Below are 22,631 nucleotides of genomic sequence, written 5' to 3' on the forward strand. Positions count from 1 at the left end.
GCGTGCGGTCCGCCGCGCGCGGCGGACCGACGGGCTGCCGGGGCCCCGCTCACCGTCCTCTGCGCAGCTCCAGGTTGAAGTGCGCGTGCCCGACCTTGCCCATGAGGGTCAGCCACAGCGGCAGGTACATCTCCACCGCGCGCGACGCCGTGATGCCGCCCAGGTCCACCACCCGCCCCGCGGGCCAGCCGAACTCGCCCAGCAGGCCGGTCACCTGCTCCTTGGCGCCCGCGTCCTCCCCGCACACGAAGAGCTGGTGCTCGCCCGGCACCAGCGAAGGCTGCACCATCACGTCGCAGTTGACGGTGTTCAGCGTCTTCACCACGCGCGCGGCCGGGAACGTCCGCTGGATCTGTTCGCCCACGCTGTCCGACTCGACCGGCGACAGCCGCACCAGCCCGTCCTCGAACGCCAGCGGGTTGGAGACGTCGATCAGCACCTTCCCGTCGAGGTGCCGCGCGCCGGCCGCCTCCAGCGCGGCGAGCGCGACCCGGCCGCCCACGGCGTTGACGACCACCTCGCCGGCCGCGGCCGCCTCGGCGAACGTACCGGCCGCCGCGCCCCCGCCCGCCGCACGCACCCACTCCAGGGCCGCCGGGTTGTCCGCGGAGCGCGAGCCGAGGGTCACCTCGTGCCCCAGCTCGACCAGTTTCGTGCCCAGGGTCCGACCGACCACGCCCGTGCCCAGCACCGCGTAGCGCATGCCCACCTCCCGTCACCGCCCACGCCCCGGGGCGTGCGGCCCGTCATCGACGCCCGCCATTCTGCGCCGCCTGGCCCGCGCCCGTGGCCCGGACACGACGGAACGGACGAGGCGGTGACCCGGCCGGGGCACGGGCGGCCCGGGGCCCGGGCACCGGCCGGGCGGGTACCGGCTGGACACGGCGGGGCCAGGTCGGTTGGGATGGTCCCGTGCTATCCGACACCGCGACCGACGTCTTCGAAGAGCACCGACCCCTCCTCATGGGAGTCGCCTACCGCATGCTCGGGCGGGTGGCCGACGCCGAGGACGTGGTCCAGGACGCCTGGCTGCGCTGGTCCGGCGTGGACCGCTCCACCGTGCGCGAGCCCCGGCCCTACCTCGTCCGCGTCACCACCCGGCTGGCCATCGACCGGCTCGCCCGCATCAAGTCGCGCAACGAGGCCTACGTCGGCCCCTGGCTGCCCGAGCCCTACGCCACCGACTTCGGGGACACCGTCCCGGACGGCGCCGAGCGCGCGGTGCTCGCCGACACGGTCTCCCTGGCCGTGCTGGTCGTCCTGGAGTCGCTGTCGCCCCTGGAACGCGCCGTGTTCGTCCTGCGCGAGGCGTTCGGCTTCCCGTTCGCTGACATCGCCGCGATGCTCGACCGCAGCGAGACCGCCGTGCGCCAGCTGGCCGGCCGCGCCCGCCGGCACGTGGCCGAACGGCGCCCGCGCTACGAGGTCGACCCGGTCCAGCGCCGCGAACTGACCGAGCGCTTCCTCGCCGCGGCCTCCGGCGGCGACCTGGACGCGCTGATGGAGCTGCTCGCGCCCGACGCCCGGCTCGTCGGCGACAGCGGCGGCAAGGCCAAGGCCCCGGTGCGGGTGCTGGAGAGCGCCGACGCCGTCGGCCGGTTCCTGCTCGGCGCCGCGCGCAAGGGCGTCGAGGACGTGTCCTACCGCTTCCTGGAGCTCAACGGCGGCCCAGCCCTGCTGGTGCTGTCCGGGGACCGGCCCGACTGCGTCTTCCAGCTGGAGGTGGCGGACGGCCGGATCCAGGCCGTCTACGTCGTGCGCAACCCCGACAAGCTGCGCGCCCTGCCCGTCTAGCGGCGCCCGCCCCGGCACCCGGCCCCCGTCACGCGACGGGGGCTTTGCCGTCGTGTCACGGGAACGCTGCCGTACGAACGCCCCGTGAACGCTTCCCGGCCGGTCACCCGTCGGCTTCCCAAGGGTTCCAGGATTGGTCTTGACCAAGGGTGGGGGCCGCCTTATGGTCGCAGACAAGTGCAACAACCTTTAATAAACAAGGGCGCGAAAACGCCGCCGGGACACGGCGATTGCGGAGGACAGGGTGGGGACCACGCAACTGGAATCGGTGCCGGAGCCAAAGTACTGGCACCTCAAGACCGTGCTCAGCGAAGCACTCGACTCGGAGTTCGCGGTAGGCGAGATCCTGCCCAACGAGCGTGAGCTGGCGGCCCGTTTCGGTGTGGCCCGCGCCACGCTCCGGCAGGCCCTGGAGCAACTGGAGCTGGAAGGCCGCCTGCAGCGCCGACGGGGGGTCGGCACGACGGTGGCGCCGCCGCGCATGGGGGTCGCCGTCGGCACCGGCGGCCAGGTCTGGCCGGGCACGGCCGACGACGGCTGGCAGCCCGTCGACTGCGACCTCGCGCCGCCGCCCGCCGCGGTGGCCGAGGCGCTGGAGACCGGACGGGACGAGCCCGTGCACGTCGTGCGCCGCTCGCGCGTGACCCACGGCCAGACCGTCGCCGCCGAACTCCTCTACGTCCCGCAGTCCTCGGTGCCCGAGCTGAGCGCCATCGACGCCCCGTCCGGCGCCGCCCGCGCGCGTGCGGTGCTGCGCGAGCTCCAGCGGCGCGAGCTGGAGGGCCAGGACCGCTCCGTGGAGCTGGGCTCGGCCCGCGCCGACGACGCCAAGGAACTCGACCGCCTGCCCGGCGCCCCGGTCCTCGTCGTCACCACCCGCTTCGTCGCCGGGGGCCGCACCGCCGCGCTCGCCGTCGCCACGTACCGCGCCGACACCTGCCGCCTGACCTTCGGCGCCACGGGAGACGTGGAGATCCACCACGGCCCGGAACGCCAGGCGTCCTGACCGACCGAAAACAGCGCCTGTGCCCCGGCCAACCCGGGGCACAGGGCCTCACGGCGCTGTGGCAGCGGGCTCGGGCCATCCCCACCCAGGGGCGCGGGGAACCGCGCACAGAACCGGTCCCACCCGGCCCCCACAGCCAACTCCGGCCGCTCCCACCCCACCGCGCCCAACCCCACGTCACCGCCGCGCGGTCACCGTCCCCTCCACCGCGAACAACTGCTCCTCCACGTGGTCCAGCGCCAGCCGCAACGCCCCCGTGGCCACCGCGGCCTCGCCCAGCAGCGACAAGGCCACCTTCGGCGGCCGCAGACAGTACCGCGCCAGCTCCCGCCGCAACGGCTCCAGCGCCCCGTCGAGCCCCGCCGCCCAGCCGCCGATCACCACCAGCTCCGGGTCGAGCGCCAGCACCAGTGCCGCCACGTCGTGCACGAGCCGCTGGATGAACCGCTCGACGGCGGCGCGGGCCCGCTGATCGCCGTCACGCGCCTTCGCGAACACCGCCGCGACGGCCTGCTCGTCGAGCGGGTGCAGGGGCTCGTCCGTCGTGGACAGCAGCGTCTCGGGGGTGTCCCCGCGCCCCAGCAGGTGCAGCGCGCCGATCTCCCCGGCCGCCCCGCCGTACCCGCGGTGCAGCCGCCCGCCGATGAGGGAACCGGCCCCGGGGCTCAGCCCCGCGAGCACGAAGACGACGTCGTCGGACTCCGTCGCGGCGCCCTTCCAGTGCTCGGCGACCGCCGCCGCGTTCGCGTCGTTCTCCACCAGCACCGGGCACTTGAAGGACCGGCTCAGCCGCTCGCCCAGCCGCAGCCCCGTCCACTCGGGCAGCGCGGTGCTCAGCCGTACGGTGCCGTCCGCCTCGACGATGCCGGGCGTGGCCACGCCGACCGCCCGCAGGGAGCTGCGCGGCACCCCGGCGCGGCGCAGCAGCTCGGCGACCGCCGTGCGCAGCCGCTCCAGTCGTTCGTCGGCCGACGCGGTCTCGTCCACGTCCTTGGCCTGAGCGCCCATCACCCGCCCGTCCAGGGCGGAGAGCAGCGCCGCCACCCGGTGCGGTCCGATCTCCAGGCCCAGCAGGTGACCGGCCTCCGCGCGGAACCGGAACCGCCGTGCCGGCCGCCCCTGCCGCCGGGCCGCGCCCTCCTCGGCCGCCTTCTCCATGACCAGCCCGGCCTCGATGAGGTCCTCGACGACGCCCTCGACCGTCGGTCGGGACAGGCCGGTCACCCGGGTGATCTCCGTCAGCGTCGCGCAGTCCGTGGCACGCATCGCGTGCAGCACCACCGCGGAATTGATCCTTCGCAACAGCGAGGGATCCCCGCCGGTCAGCCGCCCCAACGTCCGTCCTCCCAGCTCGTGCGCGTGTTGGCCGGATCGTACTCGGCGCGACGGCGCGCGGCGACCGCGGACCCGCCGCAAGGCCGCGCCGGGCCGTGCGGGGCGGGCCGGCTGACGCCCCGCCAATTGTCAGTGGCGGCCGGTTTACTGGATCGCATGGGCATCGAGACGTACCTCGCCGTGGCCGACCTGCTGCGTTCCCGGGACTTCCCCGACCGGGACGGCAGGTCGGAGCTGGGGTTCGGCGGGCCGGGTCACTTCACGGCCGAGTTAAGGGTGAGCCACGGGCTGCGGGACGCGGACCCCGCGCTGCGGGCCGAGCGGGCCGAGGAGTTCCGCGCGGAGTGCGAGCGCCTGGTCGACGGGCTGGCCGCGCGGTGGGGGGAGCCGTTCGAGCACGGTCTGCAGGGGATACGCCTGCGCACCGGGAAGGGGGAGATACCCGAGCCCTGGGCCGGGTTCGGCACGGCGGTCGCCCACGCCTGCGTCTGGGAGCCGTCCGCGGACGGGCGGTGGGCCGCCGCGGGGGTCGCCGACCTCGATCCCTCCGACGAGATCCGGCTGTTGCTGGTCGTCACCGAGGTTCCGCTGCCCTGACCCGCGCCGCCGCCTCGTCGGCCACGCCGCCCGCCGCCCCACTCCCCGCGTCGGCCGCACCGCCCGCGCCGGCCCCGTCGTGGTCCGCCGCCACCCGCAGCCGGGCGAACTCCTCCGCCATGGTCGCCGCCGTCCAGTGGGCGTTCAGACCGCTCGGGTTGGGCAGCACCCACACGCGCGTGTCCCCGATCGTCCGCTCCTGCGGGCCGACCTGGGCCTTCCGGTCGTCGAAGGCCGCGCGGTAGGCGGTCACCCCCACCACGGCCAGCCACCGGGGCCTGAGCCGGGCGACCTTCGCCGCCAGCAGCCGGCCGCCCTCGCGGTACTCCTCCGCCGTCAGCTCGTCCGCCCGCGCCGAGGCCCGGGCCACCACGTTGGTGATCCCGAGCCCGTACGACAGCAACTCCTGCTGCTCGGCCGGCTCCAGCAGCCTCGGGGTGAACCCCGACAGGTGCAGCACCGGCCAGAACCGGTTGCCCGGCCGCGCGAAGTGGTGCCCCGTCGCGGCCGTCATCAGCCCCGGGTTGATCCCGCAGAACAGCACGCGCAGGTCCGGTGCGACCACGTCCGGGACGAGCCGGTCGCGGGCGGCCTGCAGTTGCGCCGGAGTGAAACGGGGCACGGGTCCCTCCAGTTCAGCGGTCGGGGTGGATCAGAGGATCGCCCCCGGCGAGTACCCCGCGGCCTCCGGACGCTGCTTCACGATCTCGTCGATCCGCGCGACGACCGTGCCGACCTGGTCGGCGGCGGCGCCCGTGAAGGACAGCTTGTCGGCCATCAGCGCGTCCAGGCCCTGCCGGTCCAGCGGGACGCGCGCGTCCGCCGCGAGCCGGTCGAGCAGCTCGTTGCGCTCGGCGCCCTGCTCGCGCATCGCCAGCGCGCACGCCACGGCGTTCTCCTTGATCGCCTCGTGCGCCTCCTCGCGGCCCACCCCGGCGCGCACCGACGCCATCAGCACCTTGGTGGTGGCGAGGAACGGCAGGTAGCGGTCCAGCTCGCGGGCCACCACGGCCGGGAAGGCGCCGAACTCGTCGAGCACGGTCAGGAACGTCTCCAGCAGGCCGTCCAGCGCGAAGAACGCGTCCGGCAGCGCGACGCGGCGCACCACCGAGCAGGACACGTCGCCCTCGTTCCACTGGTCGCCCGCCAGCTCGCCCGTCATGGAGGCGTAGCCGCGCAGGATCACCATGAGGCCGTTGACGCGCTCGCAGGACCGGGTGTTCATCTTGTGCGGCATCGCCGACGAGCCGACCTGGCCCGGCTTGAAGCCCTCGGTGACCAGCTCGTGCCCCGCCATCAGGCGGATCGTCTTCGCCAGCGAGGACGGTGCCGCCGCCAGCTGCACCAGCGAGGTGACGACCTCGTAGTCCAGCGAGCGCGGGTAGACCTGTCCGACCGAGGTGAACGCCTGCCCGAAGCCGAGGTGGTCGGCGATCCGCCGCTCGAGGTCGGCCAGCTTGGCCGCGTCCCCGCCGAGCAGGTCCAGCATGTCCTGGGCGGTGCCGACCGGGCCCTTGATGCCGCGCAGCGGGTAGCGGCCGAGCAGCTCCTCGACGCGGCCGTACGCCACCAGCAGCTCGTCGGCGGCGGTCGCGAAGCGCTTGCCGAGGGTGGTGGCCTGGGCGGCCACGTTGTGGGAGCGGCCGGCCATGACCAGCTCGCCGTACTCGGCGGCCAGCTTGCCGAGCCGGGCGAGGACGGCCACGGTGCGGTCGCGGACCAGTTCCAGGGAGAGCCGGATCTGCAGCTGCTCGACGTTCTCCGTCAGGTCGCGGGAGGTCATGCCCTTGTGGACCTGCTCGTGCCCGGCGAGGTCGTTGAACTCCTCGATCCGCGCCTTCACGTCGTGCCGGGTGACCTTCTCGCGCTCGGCGACGGAGGCCAGGTCGACGGTGTCCAGGACACGCTCGTAGTCGGCGATCGCCGCGTCCGGCACCTCGATGCCGAGGTCCTTCTGGGCGCGCAGCACGGCGAGCCAGAGCCGGCGCTCCAGCTTGACCTTGTGCTCGGGCGACCAGAGCGTGGCGAGCTCGGTGGAGGCGTAACGTCCGGCGAGGACGTTCGGGATGCGGGGCTTGGCGGGCGCAGAAGTCACGTGTACGGATTCTACTGGCGATTCGTGCAGGCCAGCGCCACGGCCGGGTTCGGCGGAACCTACGAGACCGGCGTCACGCGGGGCGGCCCTACCCGTGGGGATCGTCGTACGGCAGCAGGTCGGGGCGCTTGGCCGGGCGGCCGTCGCCCGAGGAGCGGCCGGTCAGTCGGCGGCCTATCCAGGGCAGCAGGTGCTCGCGGGCGAAGCGGGCGTCGGCGATGCGGCGGGCCACCCAGCGGGGCGGCGGGGTGGCCGCCAGCGGCGTGCGCCACTCGGTGTCCTCGGGGTCGTAGCCGAGCGCCTGCCAGACCGCCTCCGCGACCCGGCGGTGCCCGTCGGCCGTCAGGTGCAGCCGGTCGACGTCCCACATCCGCGGGTCGGCGAGCGAGGGCGCGCCGTACAGGTCGACGACGACGGCCCCGTGCCGGGCGGCCAGGTCGTCGACGCAGGCGAACAGCTCCTCCATGCGCGGCCGGAACCGTTCCAGGACCGGCCCCTGGCGGCCCGGGCTGCGCATCAGCACGAGCTGCTTGCAGTGCGGGGCCAGGCGCTCCACGGCGTCGGTGAGCAGGCCCGTGACGCGGGCCATGTCGCACTTGGGGCGCAGGGTGTCGTTCAGGCCGCCGACCAGGGTGATCACGTCGGCGCCCATGGCGGCCGCCACGTCCACCTGCTCGTGGACGATCTGCCCGATGAGCTTGCCGCGCACGGCGAGGTTCGCGTAGCGGAAGCCGGGCGCCTGCGCGGCCATCCGGCCGGCCAGCAGGTCGGCCCAGCCGCGGTAGGTGCCGTCGGGCAACAGGTCCGACATGCCCTCGGTGAAGGAGTCGCCGACGGCGACCAGGCTGGAGTAAGGGGGAGCCGGGGAAGGGGGGTTCGTCTGCATGGCGTCAGCGATCGTATCCCGGCTCCATACCCGCCGGTCGGTCGGCCCGGCGCACCGGAGTGCGCGGACCGGCCGACCACTGGTGCCCCGCGCCTACACCCGCTGTCCGAACAGCTCCCGCAGCACGTCCTCCATCGTGACCAGGCCGGCCAGCCGGCCGTCCGCGCCGAGGACGGCCGCCAGGTGGGTGCGGCTGCCGCGCATCGCGGTGAGGACGTCGTCCAGGGGCGTCGTCTCCCGCACGCGGGCGATGGACCGCATGTCCCGAAGCCGGAACGGCTCGTCCCGCGGCGAGGCGTCCAGGGCGTCCTTGACGTGCAGGTAGCCCACGATGCGCCGCCCCTCGTCCACGACCGGGAAGCGGGAGAATCCCGACGCGGCGGCCAGCCCCTCCAGCTCCTCCGGGGTGACGCCCACGCGCGCGTACACGACCCGCTCCAGCGGCACGACGACGTCCCGCACCGGGCGGCGGCCCAGCTCCAGCGCGTCGTGCAGCCGCTCCTGCGCGGCCTCGTCGATCAGTCCCGCCTCACCGGCGTCCTTGACGATCTGCGCCAGCTCGGCGTCCGAGAACGTCGCCGTGACCTCGTCCTTCGTCTCGATCCGCAGCAGCTTCAGCAGCCCGTTCGCGAAGGCGTTGATCGTGAAGATCACCGGCCGCAGCGCCCGGGACAGGGCCACCAGCGGCGGCCCGAGGACCAGCGCGCTGCGCACCGGCTCGGCGAGCGCGACGTTCTTCGGCACCATCTCGCCGAGCAGCATGTGCAGGTACGTCGCCAGCGACAGCGCGATCACGAAGGACACCGCGTGGCCCGCGCCCTCCGGCACGCCCACCGCGTGGAACACCGGCTCCAGCAGGTGCGCGATCGCCGGCTCGGCGACCACACCGAGGACCAGGGTGCACAGGGTGATGCCGAGCTGTGCGGCGGCCAGCAGCGCCGACACGTGCTGCAGGCCCCACAGCACGCTGCGCGCGCGCCGGTCGCCCGCCTCCGCGTGCGGTTCGACCTGCGAGCGGCGCACCGAGATGAGCGCGAACTCGGCGCCGACGAAGAAGGCGTTGACGACGAGCGTCGCCAAGCCGATCAGCAACTGGACCGCGGTCACTTACCGACCTCCTGCTCGCTCTGGTCGTCGAGGGGTGCGTGCAGCAGCACGCGCGCGGCCCGGCGGCCGGACGCGTCCACCACGTCCAGGCGCCAGCCGCCGACCTCGACGCTGTCCCCGACGTCCGGTATGCGCCCCAGCTCCGCGGCCACGAGCCCGGCCAGGGTCTCGTACGGCCCGTCCGGGGCGCGCAGGCCCACGCGTGCGAGCTGGTCGATGCGGGCGGCCCCGTCGGCGGAGAACAGGGCGTGGCCCGTGTCGTCCGTGCCCGCGGGGGCCAGGTCGGGCGTCTCGTGCGGGTCGTGCTCGTCCCGCACTTCGCCGACGACCTCCTCCACGATGTCCTCCAGGGTCGCCACGCCCGCCGTACCGCCGTACTCGTCGATGACGACGGCCATCGTGCGCCTGCCGGACAGCCGGTCCAGGAGGCGGTCCACGGTCAGGGACTCGGGGACCAGCAGTGGTTCGCGCATGATCTCCGCGACCGGCACGCGCGTGCGGCGGGAGGCGGGGACGGCCAGCACGTCCTTGACGTGGGCGGTGCCGACGACGGAGTCGAGGCTGCCGCGGTAGACGGGGAAGCGGGACAGGCCGGTGGCGCGGGTCGCGTTGGCCACGTCCTCGCAGGTCGCCCGGGCCTCCAGGGCGATGACCTGGACGCGCGGGGTCATCACGTTCTCCGCGGTGAGGTCGGCCAGGTTCAGGGTCCGCACGAACAGCTCGGCGGTGTCGGCCTCCAGGGCGCCCTCCTTGGCGGAGTGCCGGGCGAGGGCGGCCAGCTCCTGGGGCCCGCGCGCGGAGGCCAGCTCCTCGGCGGGCTCGATGCCCAGGCGCCGCACGAAGCGGTTGGCGGTGTTGTTCAGGTGGGTGATGAACGGGCGGAAGGCCGCGCTGAACCAGCGCTGCGGGGTGCCGACCCGCTTGGCCACCGCCAGCGGCGAGGAGATCGCCCAGTTCTTGGGCACCAGCTCGCCGACGACCATCAGGAACACCGTCGACAGGGCCGTGCCCAGCACGAGCGCGACCGAGCTCGACGTGGATGCGGACAGGCCGAGCGACTCCAGCGGGCCGGCGATCAGCTTGGCGATCGACGGCTCGGACAGCATGCCGACGACGAGGTTGGTGACGGTGATGCCGAGCTGCGCGCCGGACAGCTGGAAGGTGAGGTTGCGCGCGGCCTTCAGCGCGCCGGACGCGCCGCGCTCACCGTGTTCCACCGCGCGTTCCAGCTCGCTGCGCTCGACCGTGGTCAGCGAGAACTCGGCGGCCACGAAGGCGCCGCAGGCCAGCGACAGCAGGACGGCCACCAGCAACAGGAGCACTTCGGTCATCGGGTCACCTCCGTCCCATGGTCGGACGGGGCAGGACGGGGCGCGCGACGGCGCGGACTGGGAGGCTCGCCCATGGGCGGACGCTCACGACCTTTCATCGAGGGACCGAGTGTCCTGTCGATGGTAAAGGATGAGCAAAGGAGTCGGCGGGGTGGCCCTCGTCCGTCCGTGAGAACGGTCAGGCGAGCGGCTTGACCCACCGGCGCCACTGCTCCTGCGCCGTGTACCCCGCGGCGCGCCAGGCATGGTGCGCGGTGTCGTTGCGGGTCAGCACCATCGCGTCCCCGCGCCGCCCGCCCAGCCGTACGAAGCGCTCCTCGGCCGCCGCCAGCAGCGCCGAACCGACGCCCCGGCGCCGGTGCCCGGGGTGCACGGCGAGCCGGTACAGGTGGCAGCGCCAGCCGTCGAACCCGGCGATCACCGTGCCGACCAGGTCACCCCCGCTCTCGGCGAGGACCAGCGCCTCCGGGTCGCGCGCGAGCAGCCGCTCCACGCCGTCGCGGTCGTCACTGATGCTCGTGCCCTCCGCGGCGGTCGTCCAGAAGGCGAGCACGGCGTCCAGGTCCGCGGGCACGGCGGCCCGTATGCGCAGTTCAGACATGGACGGATCCCATCACGGCCCAGGGGGCGACACCCGCAATTCCAGCATCCGGACGCCGAGGGCCCGCCCGCTCACTCGTGCGCGATCGCCGCCAGCACGTTCATCCGCGAGGCCCGCAACGCCGGGAGCAGCGCCGCCACGACCCCCACCACCGCCGAGCCGACCACCACCGCGACGATGGTGCCCCACGGCACCGCCAGCGCCTTCATGCCCTGCAGGGCCAGCACCTGCTGGGTGCACACGCCCCACACCAGACCCAGCGCCAGCCCCAGCACCGCGCCGAACACCGCGATCACCACCGACTCCAGCCGGATCATCCGCCGCAGCTGACGCCGGGCCAGCCCGATGGCCCGCAGCAGGCCGATCTCCCGGGTGCGCTCCACCACCGACAGGGCGAGGGTGTTCACCACCCCCAGCACCGCGATCACGATGGCCAGCCCGAGCAGCGCGTAGACCAGGTAGAGCAGCACCGCGATCTGGTCGTGCACGAGCTCCTTGTAGTCCGCCTGGTCGCGCACCTGCACCTGCGGATAGGGGTTCAGGGCCCGCTCCAGGCGCGGCCGCAGCCGGTCCGCGTCCGTGCCGGCGGCCGCGTTGACGTACAGCGCGGTGTCCTGGCCGCCCGGGACGTACCGCTCGACGGTGGCGAGGCCCAGGAAGACGCCGCCCTGCATGCCGAAGCCCTCGGCGGCGTCCTGATCGGTGAGCGCGCCGACCTTCAGCGCGGCGCGCCGGCCGCCCGGGAACTCCACCGGGAGCACGCTGCCGAGCCGCACGCCGTGGTCGCGGGCGAAGTCGGCGTCCATGCCGATGCCGCCCGGCGCGAGGGCCGCCGCCGAGCCGCCCCCGACGTACGTGACGTGGGCGACGTCGTCCACCCGCGGGTCGTACCCCGAGGCGGTCGTGGTCACCCGCCGGCCGTCCGGCAGCCGCAGCGCGACCGGCGCGAACCGCTGCCGCACGACGAGACCGACGCCCTCCGTGCCGCGCACCCGGTCGGTGACCTCCTCGGAGAACGGGATGAAGTTGGCGTTCTGCACCACGAAGTCCGCGCCGAGCGTGCGGTCGATCTGCTGGTCGAACGACGCCGACATGGACGCGCTCGCCACGGACATGCCGCCCACCAGCGCCAAGCCCACCATCAGTGCCGCCGCCGTGGCGCCGGTACGGCGCGGGTTGCGCAGGGCGTTGCGCTGGCTCATGCGCCCCACCGGGCCGAACAGCGCCGGGAAGGCGCCGCCCAGCACCCGGATCACCGGCCGCACGAGCAGTGGGCCCGCGACCACCGTCGCGACGAGCGTGAGCACCACCCCGAGCCCCAGCAGCGAGGCCGCCGACGCCGTCCGCGAGGCCGCCGCGCAGCCGGCCAGCGCGGCCACGCCCAGCGCCCCCACCACGGCGCCGACCACCGCGCGCGTCCGCAACGGCCGTCCCACGCCCGCCACGTCGGCGTCCGCCAGCGCCGCCATCGGGGAGACGGCGGCCGCGCGCCGCGCCGGGAGGTACGCGGCGACGAACGTGACCCCGACGCCGACCACGTACGCCGCCACCGGGGTCGGCCGGCCGACGACCATGTCGGCGGCCCGCAGGTTCATGCCGAACGCGCCCATCAGCCGGATCAGCCCGGCCGCGAGCCCGATCCCCGCCGCGAGGCCCAGCGTCGAGCCGACGAGCCCCAGCAGGACCGCCTCGGTGAGCACCGAGCGGCGCACCTGGCGGCGGTCGGCGCCCAGGGCGCGCAGCAGGCCGAGCTCACGGGTGCGCTGGGCGATCAGCATCGAGAAGGTGTTGACGATGAGGAAGATGCCGACCAGGACGGCGATCCCGGCGAAGCCGAGCATCACGTACTTGATGACGTCGAGGAACGTGCCCAACTGCTCCGCGGAGGACTTGGCGTGCTCGGCGGCGGTCTTCACGTCGTACGCGCCGGCGCCGACCGCCGCCACGACCCGCTGCTTGAGCACGGCGTCGGACACGCCGGGCGCCGCCTGCACCGTCACGCCGGTGGCGCGGGCGGGGGAGCCCAGCAGCTTGGCGGCGGCGACGCGCGGGTCGAGGTAGACGTGGGACGCGCCCGGGTTGGTGGTGGTGAACGTGGCGATGCCGACCACCCGGACCCGCAGCGTGCCCGGCTGGGCCATCACCGTGAGCGTGTCGCCGATCCGCACGTGCTTGCGGTCGGCGGTGTCCGCGTCGAGCAGGGCCTCACCGGCGCCGCGCGGGGCGTGCCCCGAGGTCAGCTCGACCGGGCTGCGGTCGGTGACGTACCAGTCGGAGGCGATGGTGGGGGCGCCGGTGGTCGAGCCGAGGAACCGGCGCTGGGCGTCCACCACGGTCACGTTGTCCGCGCGGACCTCCGCGTGGGCGGAGGCGGCCCCCGGCACCCGGGCCAGCCGGTCGGCGAGCGCGGCGGGCACGGTCCGCACCGCGCCGGTCGCCACGCGGGAGCCGAAGTCGTCCTTCGGCGCCACCGTCACGTCCGCCGCGGTGGACGCGAAGAGCCGGTCGAAGGTGCGCGAGACCGTGTCCGAGAAGATCAGACTGCCCGCGACGAACGCCACGGACAGCACCACGGCCAGGGCCGACAGCAGCAGGCGGCCCTTGTGCGCGAGGAAGCTCCTGAGTGTCGCCCTGAGCACGGGCTCAGCCCCTCCGTTCCCCGTCGGCGCCGGTCCCGTCGGTCCCGCGCCCCGTGTCCTCGACCGCCGCGCGGACCCCGTCGAACCGCTTCATCCGCTCCAGCACCGCCTCCGCCGTCGGCCGCTCCATCTCGTCCACGATCCGGCCGTCCGCGAGGAACAGCACCAGGTCGGAGTGGGCCGCCGCGCCGGGGTCGTGGGTCACCATGACGACCGTCTGGCCCAGCTCGTCCACCGCCTGCCGCAGGAAGCCGAGCACCTCAAGACCCGCCCGCGAGTCCAGGTTGCCCGTCGGCTCGTCCGCGAAGATCAGCTCCGGCCGGGAGACCAGCGCCCGGGCGCAGGCGACGCGCTGCTGCTGGCCGCCGGACAGCTGGGCGGGCCGGTGCCGGAGCCGGTCGCGCAGCCCGAGCGCGTCGATCACCTGCTCCAGCCACGCCGGGTCCGGTCTTCGCCCGGCGATGTCCATGGGCAGGGTGATGTTCTCGGCCGCGCTGAGCGTCGGGATCAGGTTGAACGACTGGAACATGAACCCGATCCGGTCGCGCCGCAGCTGCGTCAGCTCCCGCTCCCGCAGTCCCGTGATCTCCGTGTCACCGAGCCACACCTGCCCGGCCGAGACGGTGTCCAGGCCCGCCAGGCAGTGCATGAGGGTGGACTTGCCGGACCCGGAGGGGCCCATGACGGCGGTGAAGCGGCCGCGCACGACGTCCACGTCCACCGAGTCCAGCGCCAGCACGGCCGTCTCGCCCGAGCCGTACGCCTTGGTCAGTCCGCGGGCGCGGGCCGCGACCCCGTCGGCCGGGGACAGCCCCGGGGCGTGCTCCGCAGCAGGTGTGGACAAGGCGGCCTCCTCGCGCGCGGGGGACAGGTCGACGCACTGGCGCCGAGCCTAATGTGACCGCCTCCACACCGAGTATGCTCCCCCCGGCCGACGACCTAACGCACGCCCCGGCCCTCGTCCGGCTCCGGTCGGTGCGCCCGGCCGAGCACGCAGAACGAGCTGGGTGTGCGCGGGCCGGTGTCCGGCACCAGCAGGCTGCGGTGCGGGCCCAGGGCGAAGCCCGCCGACCGGATCGCGTCGAGCGGGTCCCGGTGCAGGTGGCAGCCGCCGAACAGCAGGGGCCACACCGTGCGGTCCAGCGCCCGCTGGCTCAGCCGCATCGCCCGGCCGCCGCCCGCGCCGTGCTCGAAGAACCGCACCTCGCCGCCCGGGCGCAGCACCCGCCGCACCTCCCCGAGCGCCCGCTCGACGTCGCGCACGCTGCACAGCACCAGCGACAGCACGGCCGCGTCGAACGCCTCGCTCTTGACCGGCAGCGCCTCCGCCGTGCCCGGCACCACGTCCACCGGCACCTCCGCGCGCAGCGCCGCCGTGCGGGCCAACTGCCGTAGGGTGCGTTCGGGTTCGATGGCGACGACCTCGGACACCGTGGGCGGGTAGTGCGCGAAGTTCAGCCCGTTGCCCGCGCCGATCTCGATGACCCGTCCCGCGAGCCCGTCCAGCAGCTCGGCCCGGTGCGGACCGACGCCGGCCTCCAGCTTGAGGCTCAGACGGGCGTAGAAACGGGCGAAGAGGGGGTGGTGGACGGCGTCCTTGGTGACGGAGCGCGACGACATGGCTGACCTCCTCGGGTAGCCGTTACGTCGATTGTCCCCCGTCGGCGCCGCCCGCACCCCCCGCGCCCGGACCGGCCGGGAGCACAGGGGGCGCGAGCAGCGCGGTTCCCCGGGGGCCGTGCCTCAGGCGTCCGCCGCCTCGCGGAACGCCTCGGCACGCCACGTCCCGTCCAGGCGCGGCGCCACCCAACCCGGTGCCGCAGCGCGGAAGTCGGCCGGGGTCCGCGCCCCGGCGCCCTCGGGCAGCGCGCCCAGCAACGGCGCCCCCGACACCTCCGGCAGGTCCGTGACGTTGCACCGCATCGCCAGGTCCGGCGTCGTCGGCCAGCTGCCGATCACCACGCCCAGCAACTCCAGTCGCCGTCCCCGCAGTTCACGGGCCGTCAGCTCGGTGGTGTTCAGCGTGCCCAGGCCCGCCGACGCGACCAGCAGCACCGGCGCGCGCAGCAGCTCCGCCACGTCGGCCAGCGTGCCGCCCGCCTCGTCGAACCGGACGAGCAGGCCGCCCGCGCCCTCCACCAGCACCAGGTCGTGCTCGGTGGCGAGCTTCTGCGCCGCCTCCGCCACGTCGGCCGGACGGACCGGCTCCCGCCCGGCCCGCCGGGCCGCCGTCGCCGGGGCAAGCGGCTCGGGGTAGCGGGCGACCTCGGCCACCGTGACCGGGCCCGCCAGCCGCGCGACCTCGTCGGCGTCCCCGCGCTCGTCGGGTCCCACGCCGGTCTGCGCGGCCTTCAGCACCGCGACGGTCCGGCCGGCCGCGAGCGCGGCGGCGGCGACCGCCGCCGTCGTCACCGTCTTGCCGACCTCCGTGCCGGTACCCGTGATCACCAGGATCGGCATGCTCATCCCTCCCGCGCCGCGGCGCACACCGCGCGCGCGATCCGTGCCACGTCCTCGTCCCCGGTGACGTACGGCGGCATCGTGTAGACCAGGTCGCGGAACGGCCGCAGCCACACGCCCTCGGCCACGGCGGCCCGGGTCGCCGCCGCCATGTCGACCGGGTGGTCGAGCTGGACCACCCCGATGGCGCCCAGGACGCGCACGTCCCGCACCCCGGGCAGCTCCGCGGCCGGCGCCAGCCCCTCGACCAGCCCGGCCTCGATCCGCTTCACCTCGGACAGCCAGTCCTGGCCGAGCAGCAGCCCGATCGACGCGCAGGCCACGGAGGCCGCCAGCGGGTTGCCCATGAACGTCGGCCCGTGCGCCAGCACCGGCACCTCGCCCCGGGAGATCCCGTCGGCCACGCGCGCGGTGCACAGTGCGGCCGCCATCGTGAGGTAACCGCCGGTCAGCGCCTTGCCCACGCACAGCACGTCCGGGGTCACCGCCGCGTGCTCCGCCGCGAACAGCGCGCCCGTGCGCCCGAAGCCGGTGGCGATCTCGTCGAACACCAGCAGCACGTCGTACGCGTCGCACGCCTCGCGCAGCACCCGCAGGTAGGCGGGGGAGTGGAAGCGCATCCCGCCCGCGCCCTGCACCACCGGCTCGACGATCACCGCGGCCAGTTCGTCGGCGTGCCGTTCCACCATCGACCGCAGGTGGTCCGCGTACGACTCCTCGTACGCGGCCGGGGGCGGGTCCGCGAACAGCTGGCGGGGCAGCACCCCGCTCCACAGCTCGTGCATCCCGCCCTCGGGGTCGCACACCGACATCGGCTGCCAGGTGTCCCCGTGGTAGCCGCCCCGCCAGGTCAGCAGCCGCTGCTTGCCGGGACGGCCCAGCGAACGCCAGTACTGCAGGCACATCTTCACCGCGACCTCGACCGACACCGAGCCGGAGTCGGCGAGGAAGACGTGCTCCAGCCCGTCGGGCGTGATGTCGACCAGGAGCTTCGCCAGCCGGACGGCGGGCTCGTGGGTGAGCCCGCCGAACATCACGTGGCTCATCCGGCCCAGCTGGTCGCGGGCGGCCTCGTTGAGCACCGGGTGGTTGTAGCCGTGGATCGCCGACCACCAGGACGACATGCCGTCGACCAGCTCACCGGAACCGTCCGCGAGACGCAGCCGGACCCCGCTCGCCGACTCCACGACGAGCGGTTCCGACCGGCCCGGCATCGGACCGTAGGGGTGCCACACGTGCCGCCGGTCGAGGTCCAGCAGCGCGGGGACGTCCACCTCAGGCATTGGGCGCGAGGTCCGTCCCGGCGCCCCGGCGGCGGACGGCGACCAGGTCGGTGCGCGGCTCGGCGGCCGAGGGCACCGCCGCGGGGGCGGCCGTACCGCAGACGCCGCCGTCCGCGGCGGACCCGCAGCCCGCCTCGGCGTGGGAGCCGCAGCCCCCGTCCTCGTGCGAGCCGCAGCCCGCCCCGGCGTCGGAGCCGCACCCGGCCGCGGCGTGGGAGCCGCAGCCGCCGGCCACGTCCGCCCGGTGCTGCGGCAGCGTGACCTGGTCGGCGCCCTCCACCTCGAAGCCGGCGTCGGCGATCATGTCCAGGTCCGCCTTGCCGGCCTGGCCCTCGCTGGTGAGGTAGTCGCCGAGGAAGATCGAGTTCGCCAGGTTCAGCGCGAGCGGCTGCATCGTGCGCAGGTGGACCTCGCGGCCGCCCGCGATGCGCACCTCCACGTCCGGGCAGACGAAGCGGACCATCGCCAGGATCCGCAGGCAGCGCTGCGGGGTGAGGTTCCACTCCTTGGCCAGCGGGGTGCCCTCGAACGGGATGAGGAAGTTGACCGGCACCGAGTCCGGGTCCAGCGCGCGCAGCGAGAACACCACGTCGACCAGGTCCTCGTCGCTCTCGCCCATGCCGGCGATCAGCCCCGAGCAGGCCGACAGGCCGGCCGCGTGCGCCTTCTGCACCGTGTCCACCCGGTCGGCGTACGTGTGCGTGGTGGTGATGTCGGCGTAGGTACCCTCGGAGGTGTTCAGGTTGTGGTTGTAGGCGTCCGCGCCGGCCTCGCGCAGCCGTTCGGCCTGGCCGTCGGAGAGCAGCCCCAGACAGGCGCACACCTCGACGCCCTCGTTCTCGTCCTTGATGGCCCGGATGGTCTGCGAGACCCGGTCCACGTCCCGGTCGGTCGGGCCGCGCCCGGACGCCACCAGGCACACCCGCTTGGCACCTCCCGCCAGTCCGGCGGCCGCGGCCCGGGACGCCTCGTCGGGCTTGAGCCAGGTGTACTTCAGGATGTCGGCCTTCGAGCCGAGCCGCTGGGAGCAGTAGGAGCAGTCCTCGGGGCACAGGCCCGACTTGAGGTTGACCAGGTAGTTGAGTTTCACCCGCCGTCCGAACCAGTGGCGGCGCACCCTTCCGGCCGCGGCCACCACGTCGAGCAGGTCGTCGTCGGACGTGGCCAGTACGGCCAGCGCCTCCTCGCGGGTCGGCAGCTCGCGCCGAAGCCCCTTGTCCACCAGCGTGTTCAGCAGGTCCATGAAAGCCGATCCTGTCCTAATCACCCGCTCCGGGCCAAGGTAGGGATCGCACAACACACCCGGATCGACGTGTGGGTATCGCCACACCGTGTGTGGCCGGTCGTACCGCTAGTGTCTGTCCGCTACCTACAAAAGCACCGGAGGAGCCATGGCGTTCGGCTGGATCGACGCGCAGGCGGAGCAGCGCCGCCGCGCCGGACTCGTACGGACCCTGCGGCCCCGCCCCGCCGACTCGCCGCTGCTGGACCTGGCGAGCAACGACTACCTGGGTCTGGCCCACCACCCCGAGGTCGTCGAGGGCGCCGCGGCGGCGGCCCGCACCTGGGGCGGCGGTTCGACCGGCTCGCGCCTGGTGACCGGCACCACCGAGCTGCACACCGAGCTGGAGCGGGAACTGGCCGCGTTCTGCGGCTTCGAGGCGGCGCTGGTCTTCTCCTCCGGGTACGCGGCCAACCTGGCCGCGGTCACCGCGCTCGCCCCGCACGGCTCCCTGATCGTCTCCGACGCGGGCAACCACGCCTCCCTCATCGACGGCTGCCGGCTGGCCCGCGGCACCACCCAGGTGGTGGGGCACGCCGACCCGGAGGCGGTGGGCAAGGCACTGCGCACCCATGCGGGCCCCGCGGTCGTCGTGTCCGACAGCGTGTTCTCCGTGGACGGCGACGCCGCCCCGCTGGACGCCCTCGCGGCGGCCTGCCGGGAGCACGGCGCCGGCCTGGTGGTGGACGACGCGCACGGGCTCGGGGTGCTGGGCGACGGCGGCCGGGGCGCGCCGCACGCGGCGGGGCTGGCCGGTGCCGACGACGTGGTGGCCACGGTGACGCTGTCCAAGTCCCTCGGCAGCCAGGGCGGCGCGGTGCTCGGGCCCGCGCGGGTGATCGACCACCTGGTCAACGCGGCCCGGACGTTCATCTTCGACACGGGACTCGCCCCCGCGGCGGCCGGTGCGGCCCTGGCGGCCCTGCGGCTGCTGCGCCGTGAACCGCAGCGGGCGGCGCGGGCCCGCGCGGTGGCGGGCGACCTGCACGCCCGGCTGACGGCCGCGGGCCTGGACGCGGTGCGTCCGGACGCCGCGGTCGTCTCCGTGCGGGCCCCCTCCCCGGAGGGGGCCGTCCGGTGGGCGGCCGACTGCCGTACGGCGGGCCTGGCCGTGGGGTGCTTCCGTCCTCCTTCCGTGCCCGACGGCATCTCCCGGCTCAGGCTGACCGCCCGTGCGGACCTCACCGAGGCCCAACTCGACGGCGCCGTACGGGTGATCGGCGGAACGCGACCATGAGTCGGCGTGACACGGCCGTGCTCCGCCCGATGCGGGGCGTCAGCGGAACGCGGCCGTGAAGCCCGCCCAGCTCTCGGGGGAGAAGAGCAGCGCGGGTCCGGCCGGGTCCTTGGAGTCGCGCACGGCGAGCAGTCCGGCGTACGGCCCCGTGGCCGGCCGGGCCGTCTCGACGCAGTTGTTGGCTCCGGTGCTCCGGCTGCTGCGCAGCCAGCGCACCCCGGTCAGGGTGGTGGAGGAAGGTACGTTCCGAGGCAGTGCGGTCATGGTGCCTCCTTACGCGCCGTCACCTATCGCGGCGATGTAATCCAGCGAATCCTCGGGTGAAAGGGCATGGATGCGAAGGGCGTTGAAGGCCTCGGTATAGGCCTCGAGGTCTTCTTTCCGTTCGAGGTGGAGGCTACTCGTCAAATGGTCGAGAACGACCACATCCAGATCAGAAGTGTTCGAAAATGAGAAGATGACGAAAGGCCCCGTGACGCCGATGTGCGCCCCGGCCGCGAACGGCAGTACCTGCAGCCGCACTTGGGGCAGTCGCCCGGCCTCCACCAGCCGCCGGAGCTGACGCGCCATCACCTCCGGGCCGCCCACCTCCCGGCGCAGCACCGCCTCGTCCAGGACCGCGCTCAGCACCAGCGGCGGATCCGCGCGCAGCACGTCCTGCCGGGCCAGCCGCACCTCCACCAGCGTGTCCAGCCGGTCCTCGTCCGCCCCCTCGACGGCCACCCGGGTCACCTCACGGGCGTACTCGGCCGTCTGCAACAGCCCCGGGACCACGGTCGTCTCCAGCGTCCGCATCGCGATGGCCTGCGACTCCAGGCTGATGAAGTCGCGGTAGGTCGGCGGCAGCACCCCCCGGTAGGCGTGCCACCAGTGGTCCCGCCCGGCGCCGTCGTCGGCGCCCGCCAACAGCAGCATCATCTGGCGCAGTTGGGGGTCGTCCACCCCGTAGGCGTCGAGCAGCGACCGCACGTCGGCCGGTTTCGCGCCGCTCGTGCCGGTCTCGATCCGGCTCACCTTGGACTGGTGCCAGCCGACCAGCCGGGCCGCCTCACCGCTGGTGAGTCCCGTGCGGGCGCGTAACGCCCGCAGTTCCGCGCCCAGTTTCCTGCGGCGCACCGCGGGGCCGTGCTGCATGGAACCGCTCCCTACTCCTTCCGAGCCGCCCGGAAAGGCTCTGCCGTGGCAGAGTTCACCGCTTCGAGCGACAGATATATGCATATCTTGGTGGATCGCCGTCCGGGACCCGCGCGGCAATGGCAGTCTGGCGACGAAGCACCAGTCCGGGACCGTACTCGAACCGTCCGCACCGCGTCGTGCTGCGGTCCCGTGAGAAAGGGACGACGTCTTCATGGCAGACCATCTGGAAGCATCCGTCACTCTGCCGAGCGATCCCGCCTCGGTGTCCACGGCGCGCGCGTTCGCGAGCGGAGTGCTCGCGGAGTGGGGTCTGCCGACGGACGCGGACCTGGTCGACACCGTCCGTCTGATCGTCTCCGAACTGGCCACCAACGCGGTGCAGCACACCTTCGGCCAGTCGCCCACCTTCACCCTGGACCTGGCCCTGCGCCGCGACGAGCGGCTGAGCGTCGGCGTCACCGACAGCCATCCACGGTTCCCCAGACGACTGCCGGCCGCCGTCCAGCAGGACAACGGCCGTGGTCTGGCGATCATTCGCTGGCTGACCGCCGAGTACGGCGGGCGGCTGCGGGTGCGGCCCACCCGGGAGGGCGGCAAGACGGTCGCCATCGAGCTGCCCTGGACGCTGCCCGCGCAGCCGGTACGGGCAGTGGGGCAGCAGGCGGTGGGGCAGCAGGAGCCGGCGTCGCCCGTGAGCGGGGGGCGCGTCCACCGCCAGGGGTGCTGACCGGGCGCGGCGGGCTGCGCCGGGGCGGCCGGACCCCGTGGGCGCGGGCATCGGGCCCACGGGGCGCGGACACGGCCCCAGCGGCTGGACGACCGGGCCGACTCGCCCCGTCGCGAGCGGGCCCCTGTGCGGCTCTGGGGGCGTGCGTGGCGCCACGCACGCCCCTAGAGCGCTGTGAACCCCTCGGGGAGCCCCTGTGCGGCCCCGGGAGTCCCGGAGCTGCCGACGGCGTGTCAGGGGCGCCGCCGGCCGCTCCGGAGCGTCACTTCACCCGGCCGTACCAGACACTCTTCGTCCAGATCTTCTGCAGGCGGACCACGTCCCCGGTCTTCGGGGCGTGCCATATCTTGCCCTTGCCCGCGTAGATGCCCACGTGGTAGACGCTCGACCCCGAGTGGAAGAACACCAGGTCCCCGGCCTTGCGGCTCTTGGCGGAGATGTGCTTCGTCTTGTTGTACTGCTGGGCCGCCGTGCGGGGCAGCTTCTTGCCCGCCTTCTTGAACGAGTACAGCGTCAGGCCGGAGCAGTCGAACCGGCGCGGTCCGGTGGCGCCGTACCGGTACGGCGCGCCCTTCTTGGACGCCGCGACCTGCAGTGCCTTCGTCGCCGGTGTGGCGGCCGCCGCGTCGGCGGCGACGCCCGGGACCACGATCGAGCCGCCGACGGCGGCGATGGCGAAGGCCGAGGCCGTACCGGCCCGGGCCATCAGCGACGGGACACGATTGAGCGCAGTCATGCGCAACCCTTCGTCAGCCGCCTGTGAAGGATGACCTGTCGGATTCGGGCTGGCGAAGTTGCCCGGCCGCTGACGCGGCTTCACCCCAAGGGCTGCTCGGCCCGGCGTCTCCGTGCGGAGACCTCGGTCCGGCGACCCGTCGTGCTTGGGTCCTCCACTCCTGCCGATCCACTCCTGTCGACCTGTCATCCGGGCGGCGGCAGGACTCGGCGTCCGCCCGGATCGCCCCGCCGCTGTGGCGGGGTCTTGTCGTCAGACAGGGATCTTGGCTCACACATGTCCGAAAATCCCAACGGAACCAGGGATTTGTGTTGTTACTCACCACTCACCCGTTCGAGTGGTCATCCTGATGCCCGGTCAGCCGTCCACCCCCGGACA

At 74.1% G+C, this 22,631-nt stretch carries 22 protein-coding genes and 1 riboswitch; of the genes, 5 read left to right on the forward strand and 17 right to left on the reverse strand.

Going from position 1 to position 22,631, the window contains the following annotated elements:
- Nucleotides 1–49 precede the first annotated feature (49 nt).
- A complete protein-coding gene (locus AQJ30_RS00405) occupies nt 50–703 on the reverse strand; it encodes an NADPH-dependent F420 reductase (RefSeq protein ID WP_067227506.1) in 654 nt (217 codons plus the stop codon).
- 209 nt (nt 704–912) lie between these two features.
- Here AQJ30_RS00405 and AQJ30_RS00410 point away from each other — a divergent pair, with 209 nt between their 5' ends.
- Together AQJ30_RS00410 and AQJ30_RS00415 are read left to right on the forward strand one after the other, a co-directional pair.
- Nucleotides 913–1,794 (forward strand): RNA polymerase sigma-70 factor, encoded by an 882-nt coding sequence (locus AQJ30_RS00410; RefSeq protein WP_067227508.1) that lies wholly within the window; start codon nt 913–915, stop codon nt 1,792–1,794.
- A gap of 244 nt (nt 1,795–2,038) precedes the next feature.
- Nucleotides 2,039–2,800, forward strand: coding sequence for a GntR family transcriptional regulator (locus tag AQJ30_RS00415; protein WP_067227509.1), 762 nt, complete (start codon nt 2,039–2,041; stop codon nt 2,798–2,800).
- Between the two features lie 177 nt (nt 2,801–2,977).
- Here the strand turns inward: AQJ30_RS00415 and AQJ30_RS00420 are convergent, their stop codons facing one another.
- Nucleotides 2,978–4,135, reverse strand: coding sequence for an ROK family transcriptional regulator (locus AQJ30_RS00420; protein ID WP_079083692.1), 1,158 nt, complete (start codon nt 4,133–4,135; stop codon nt 2,978–2,980).
- A gap of 156 nt (nt 4,136–4,291) precedes the next feature.
- Between AQJ30_RS00420 and AQJ30_RS00425 the strand changes: the two genes are divergently transcribed.
- Nucleotides 4,292–4,732 (forward strand): hypothetical protein, encoded by a 441-nt coding sequence (locus AQJ30_RS00425; RefSeq protein ID WP_067227513.1) that lies wholly within the window; start codon nt 4,292–4,294, stop codon nt 4,730–4,732.
- On the opposite strand, the gene mug is transcribed toward AQJ30_RS00425, so the two are convergent.
- The 12 genes from mug to bioB form a co-directional block, all read right to left on the reverse strand.
- Nucleotides 4,710–5,354, reverse strand: coding sequence for a G/U mismatch-specific DNA glycosylase (gene mug, locus AQJ30_RS00430; RefSeq protein ID WP_245726757.1), 645 nt, complete (start codon nt 5,352–5,354; stop codon nt 4,710–4,712). The genes AQJ30_RS00425 and mug overlap by 23 nt on opposite strands.
- 30 nt (nt 5,355–5,384) lie before the next feature.
- Nucleotides 5,385–6,827, reverse strand: a complete 1,443-nt coding sequence (gene purB, locus AQJ30_RS00435; protein ID WP_067227515.1) for an adenylosuccinate lyase — start codon at nt 6,825–6,827, stop codon at nt 5,385–5,387.
- A gap of 88 nt (nt 6,828–6,915) precedes the next feature.
- The gene (locus AQJ30_RS00440; RefSeq protein WP_067227516.1) at nt 6,916–7,713 is read right to left on the reverse strand and encodes an SGNH/GDSL hydrolase family protein; all 798 of its coding nucleotides are present in this window, start codon (nt 7,711–7,713) and stop codon (nt 6,916–6,918) included.
- 93 nt (nt 7,714–7,806) lie between these two features.
- Nucleotides 7,807–8,820: a hemolysin family protein gene (locus AQJ30_RS00445; protein ID WP_067227518.1), complete on the reverse strand. Its 1,014-nt coding sequence runs from the start codon at nt 8,818–8,820 to the stop codon at nt 7,807–7,809.
- A complete protein-coding gene (locus AQJ30_RS00450; RefSeq protein ID WP_067227520.1) occupies nt 8,817–10,151 on the reverse strand; it encodes a hemolysin family protein in 1,335 nt (444 codons plus the stop codon). Before AQJ30_RS00450 ends, AQJ30_RS00445 begins: the two co-directional genes overlap by 4 nt.
- 178 nt (nt 10,152–10,329) lie before the next feature.
- Nucleotides 10,330–10,752, reverse strand: coding sequence for a GNAT family N-acetyltransferase (locus AQJ30_RS00455; protein WP_067227521.1), 423 nt, complete (start codon nt 10,750–10,752; stop codon nt 10,330–10,332).
- Between the two features lie 71 nt (nt 10,753–10,823).
- On the reverse strand, nt 10,824–13,391 hold the full coding sequence (locus AQJ30_RS00460) for an ABC transporter permease (RefSeq protein ID WP_067227523.1): 2,568 nt from the start codon (nt 13,389–13,391) through the stop codon (nt 10,824–10,826).
- 4 nt (nt 13,392–13,395) lie between these two features.
- Nucleotides 13,396–14,235 (reverse strand): ABC transporter ATP-binding protein, encoded by an 840-nt coding sequence (locus AQJ30_RS00465; RefSeq protein ID WP_067227525.1) that lies wholly within the window; start codon nt 14,233–14,235, stop codon nt 13,396–13,398.
- A 95-nt stretch (nt 14,236–14,330) separates the two neighbouring features.
- Nucleotides 14,331–15,011, reverse strand: coding sequence for a class I SAM-dependent methyltransferase (locus AQJ30_RS00470; protein ID WP_067227527.1), 681 nt, complete (start codon nt 15,009–15,011; stop codon nt 14,331–14,333).
- A 123-nt stretch (nt 15,012–15,134) separates the two neighbouring features.
- Nucleotides 15,135–15,851: a dethiobiotin synthase gene (gene bioD, locus AQJ30_RS00475; RefSeq protein ID WP_067227528.1), complete on the reverse strand. Its 717-nt coding sequence runs from the start codon at nt 15,849–15,851 to the stop codon at nt 15,135–15,137.
- Nucleotides 15,852–15,853: 2 nt separating this feature from the next.
- Complete coding sequence (locus AQJ30_RS00480) at nt 15,854–17,134, reverse strand: adenosylmethionine--8-amino-7-oxononanoate transaminase (RefSeq protein WP_067227530.1); 1,281 nt, start codon at nt 17,132–17,134, stop codon at nt 15,854–15,856.
- Nucleotides 17,127–18,377 carry a biotin synthase BioB gene (bioB, locus tag AQJ30_RS00485; protein ID WP_067227531.1) on the reverse strand — a complete coding sequence of 417 codons (1,251 nt, stop codon included), beginning with the start codon at nt 18,375–18,377 and terminating at the stop codon, nt 17,127–17,129. The genes AQJ30_RS00480 and bioB overlap by 8 nt, the downstream gene beginning before the upstream one ends.
- Nucleotides 18,378–18,525: 148 nt before the next feature.
- On the opposite strand from bioB, the gene AQJ30_RS00490 reads away from it, so the two are divergent.
- Nucleotides 18,526–19,653, forward strand: coding sequence for an 8-amino-7-oxononanoate synthase (locus AQJ30_RS00490; protein ID WP_067227533.1), 1,128 nt, complete (start codon nt 18,526–18,528; stop codon nt 19,651–19,653).
- Nucleotides 19,654–19,692: 39 nt separating this feature from the next.
- Here AQJ30_RS00490 and AQJ30_RS00495 read toward each other — a convergent pair whose 3' ends face one another.
- Together AQJ30_RS00495 and AQJ30_RS00500 are read right to left on the reverse strand one after the other, a co-directional pair.
- The gene (locus AQJ30_RS00495; protein ID WP_067227535.1) at nt 19,693–19,917 is read right to left on the reverse strand and encodes a DUF397 domain-containing protein; all 225 of its coding nucleotides are present in this window, start codon (nt 19,915–19,917) and stop codon (nt 19,693–19,695) included.
- A gap of 9 nt (nt 19,918–19,926) precedes the next feature.
- Nucleotides 19,927–20,787, reverse strand: coding sequence for a helix-turn-helix domain-containing protein (locus AQJ30_RS00500; protein ID WP_067227537.1), 861 nt, complete (start codon nt 20,785–20,787; stop codon nt 19,927–19,929).
- A 214-nt stretch (nt 20,788–21,001) separates the two neighbouring features.
- On the opposite strand from AQJ30_RS00500, the gene AQJ30_RS00505 reads away from it, so the two are divergent.
- The gene (locus tag AQJ30_RS00505) at nt 21,002–21,517 is read left to right on the forward strand and encodes an ATP-binding protein (protein ID WP_067227538.1); all 516 of its coding nucleotides are present in this window, start codon (nt 21,002–21,004) and stop codon (nt 21,515–21,517) included.
- Nucleotides 21,518–21,779: 262 nt separating this feature from the next.
- Here the strand turns inward: AQJ30_RS00505 and AQJ30_RS00510 are convergent, their stop codons facing one another.
- Complete coding sequence (locus AQJ30_RS00510) at nt 21,780–22,253, reverse strand: C40 family peptidase (RefSeq protein ID WP_067227541.1); 474 nt, start codon at nt 22,251–22,253, stop codon at nt 21,780–21,782.
- 3 nt (nt 22,254–22,256) lie between these two features.
- A riboswitch (cyclic di-AMP (ydaO/yuaA leader) is annotated at nt 22,257–22,397 on the reverse strand.
- Nucleotides 22,398–22,631: the final 234 nt, after the last annotated feature.

Source organism: Streptomyces longwoodensis (assembly GCF_001514125.1).
Lineage (GTDB): Bacteria > Actinomycetota > Actinomycetes > Streptomycetales > Streptomycetaceae > Streptomyces > Streptomyces longwoodensis.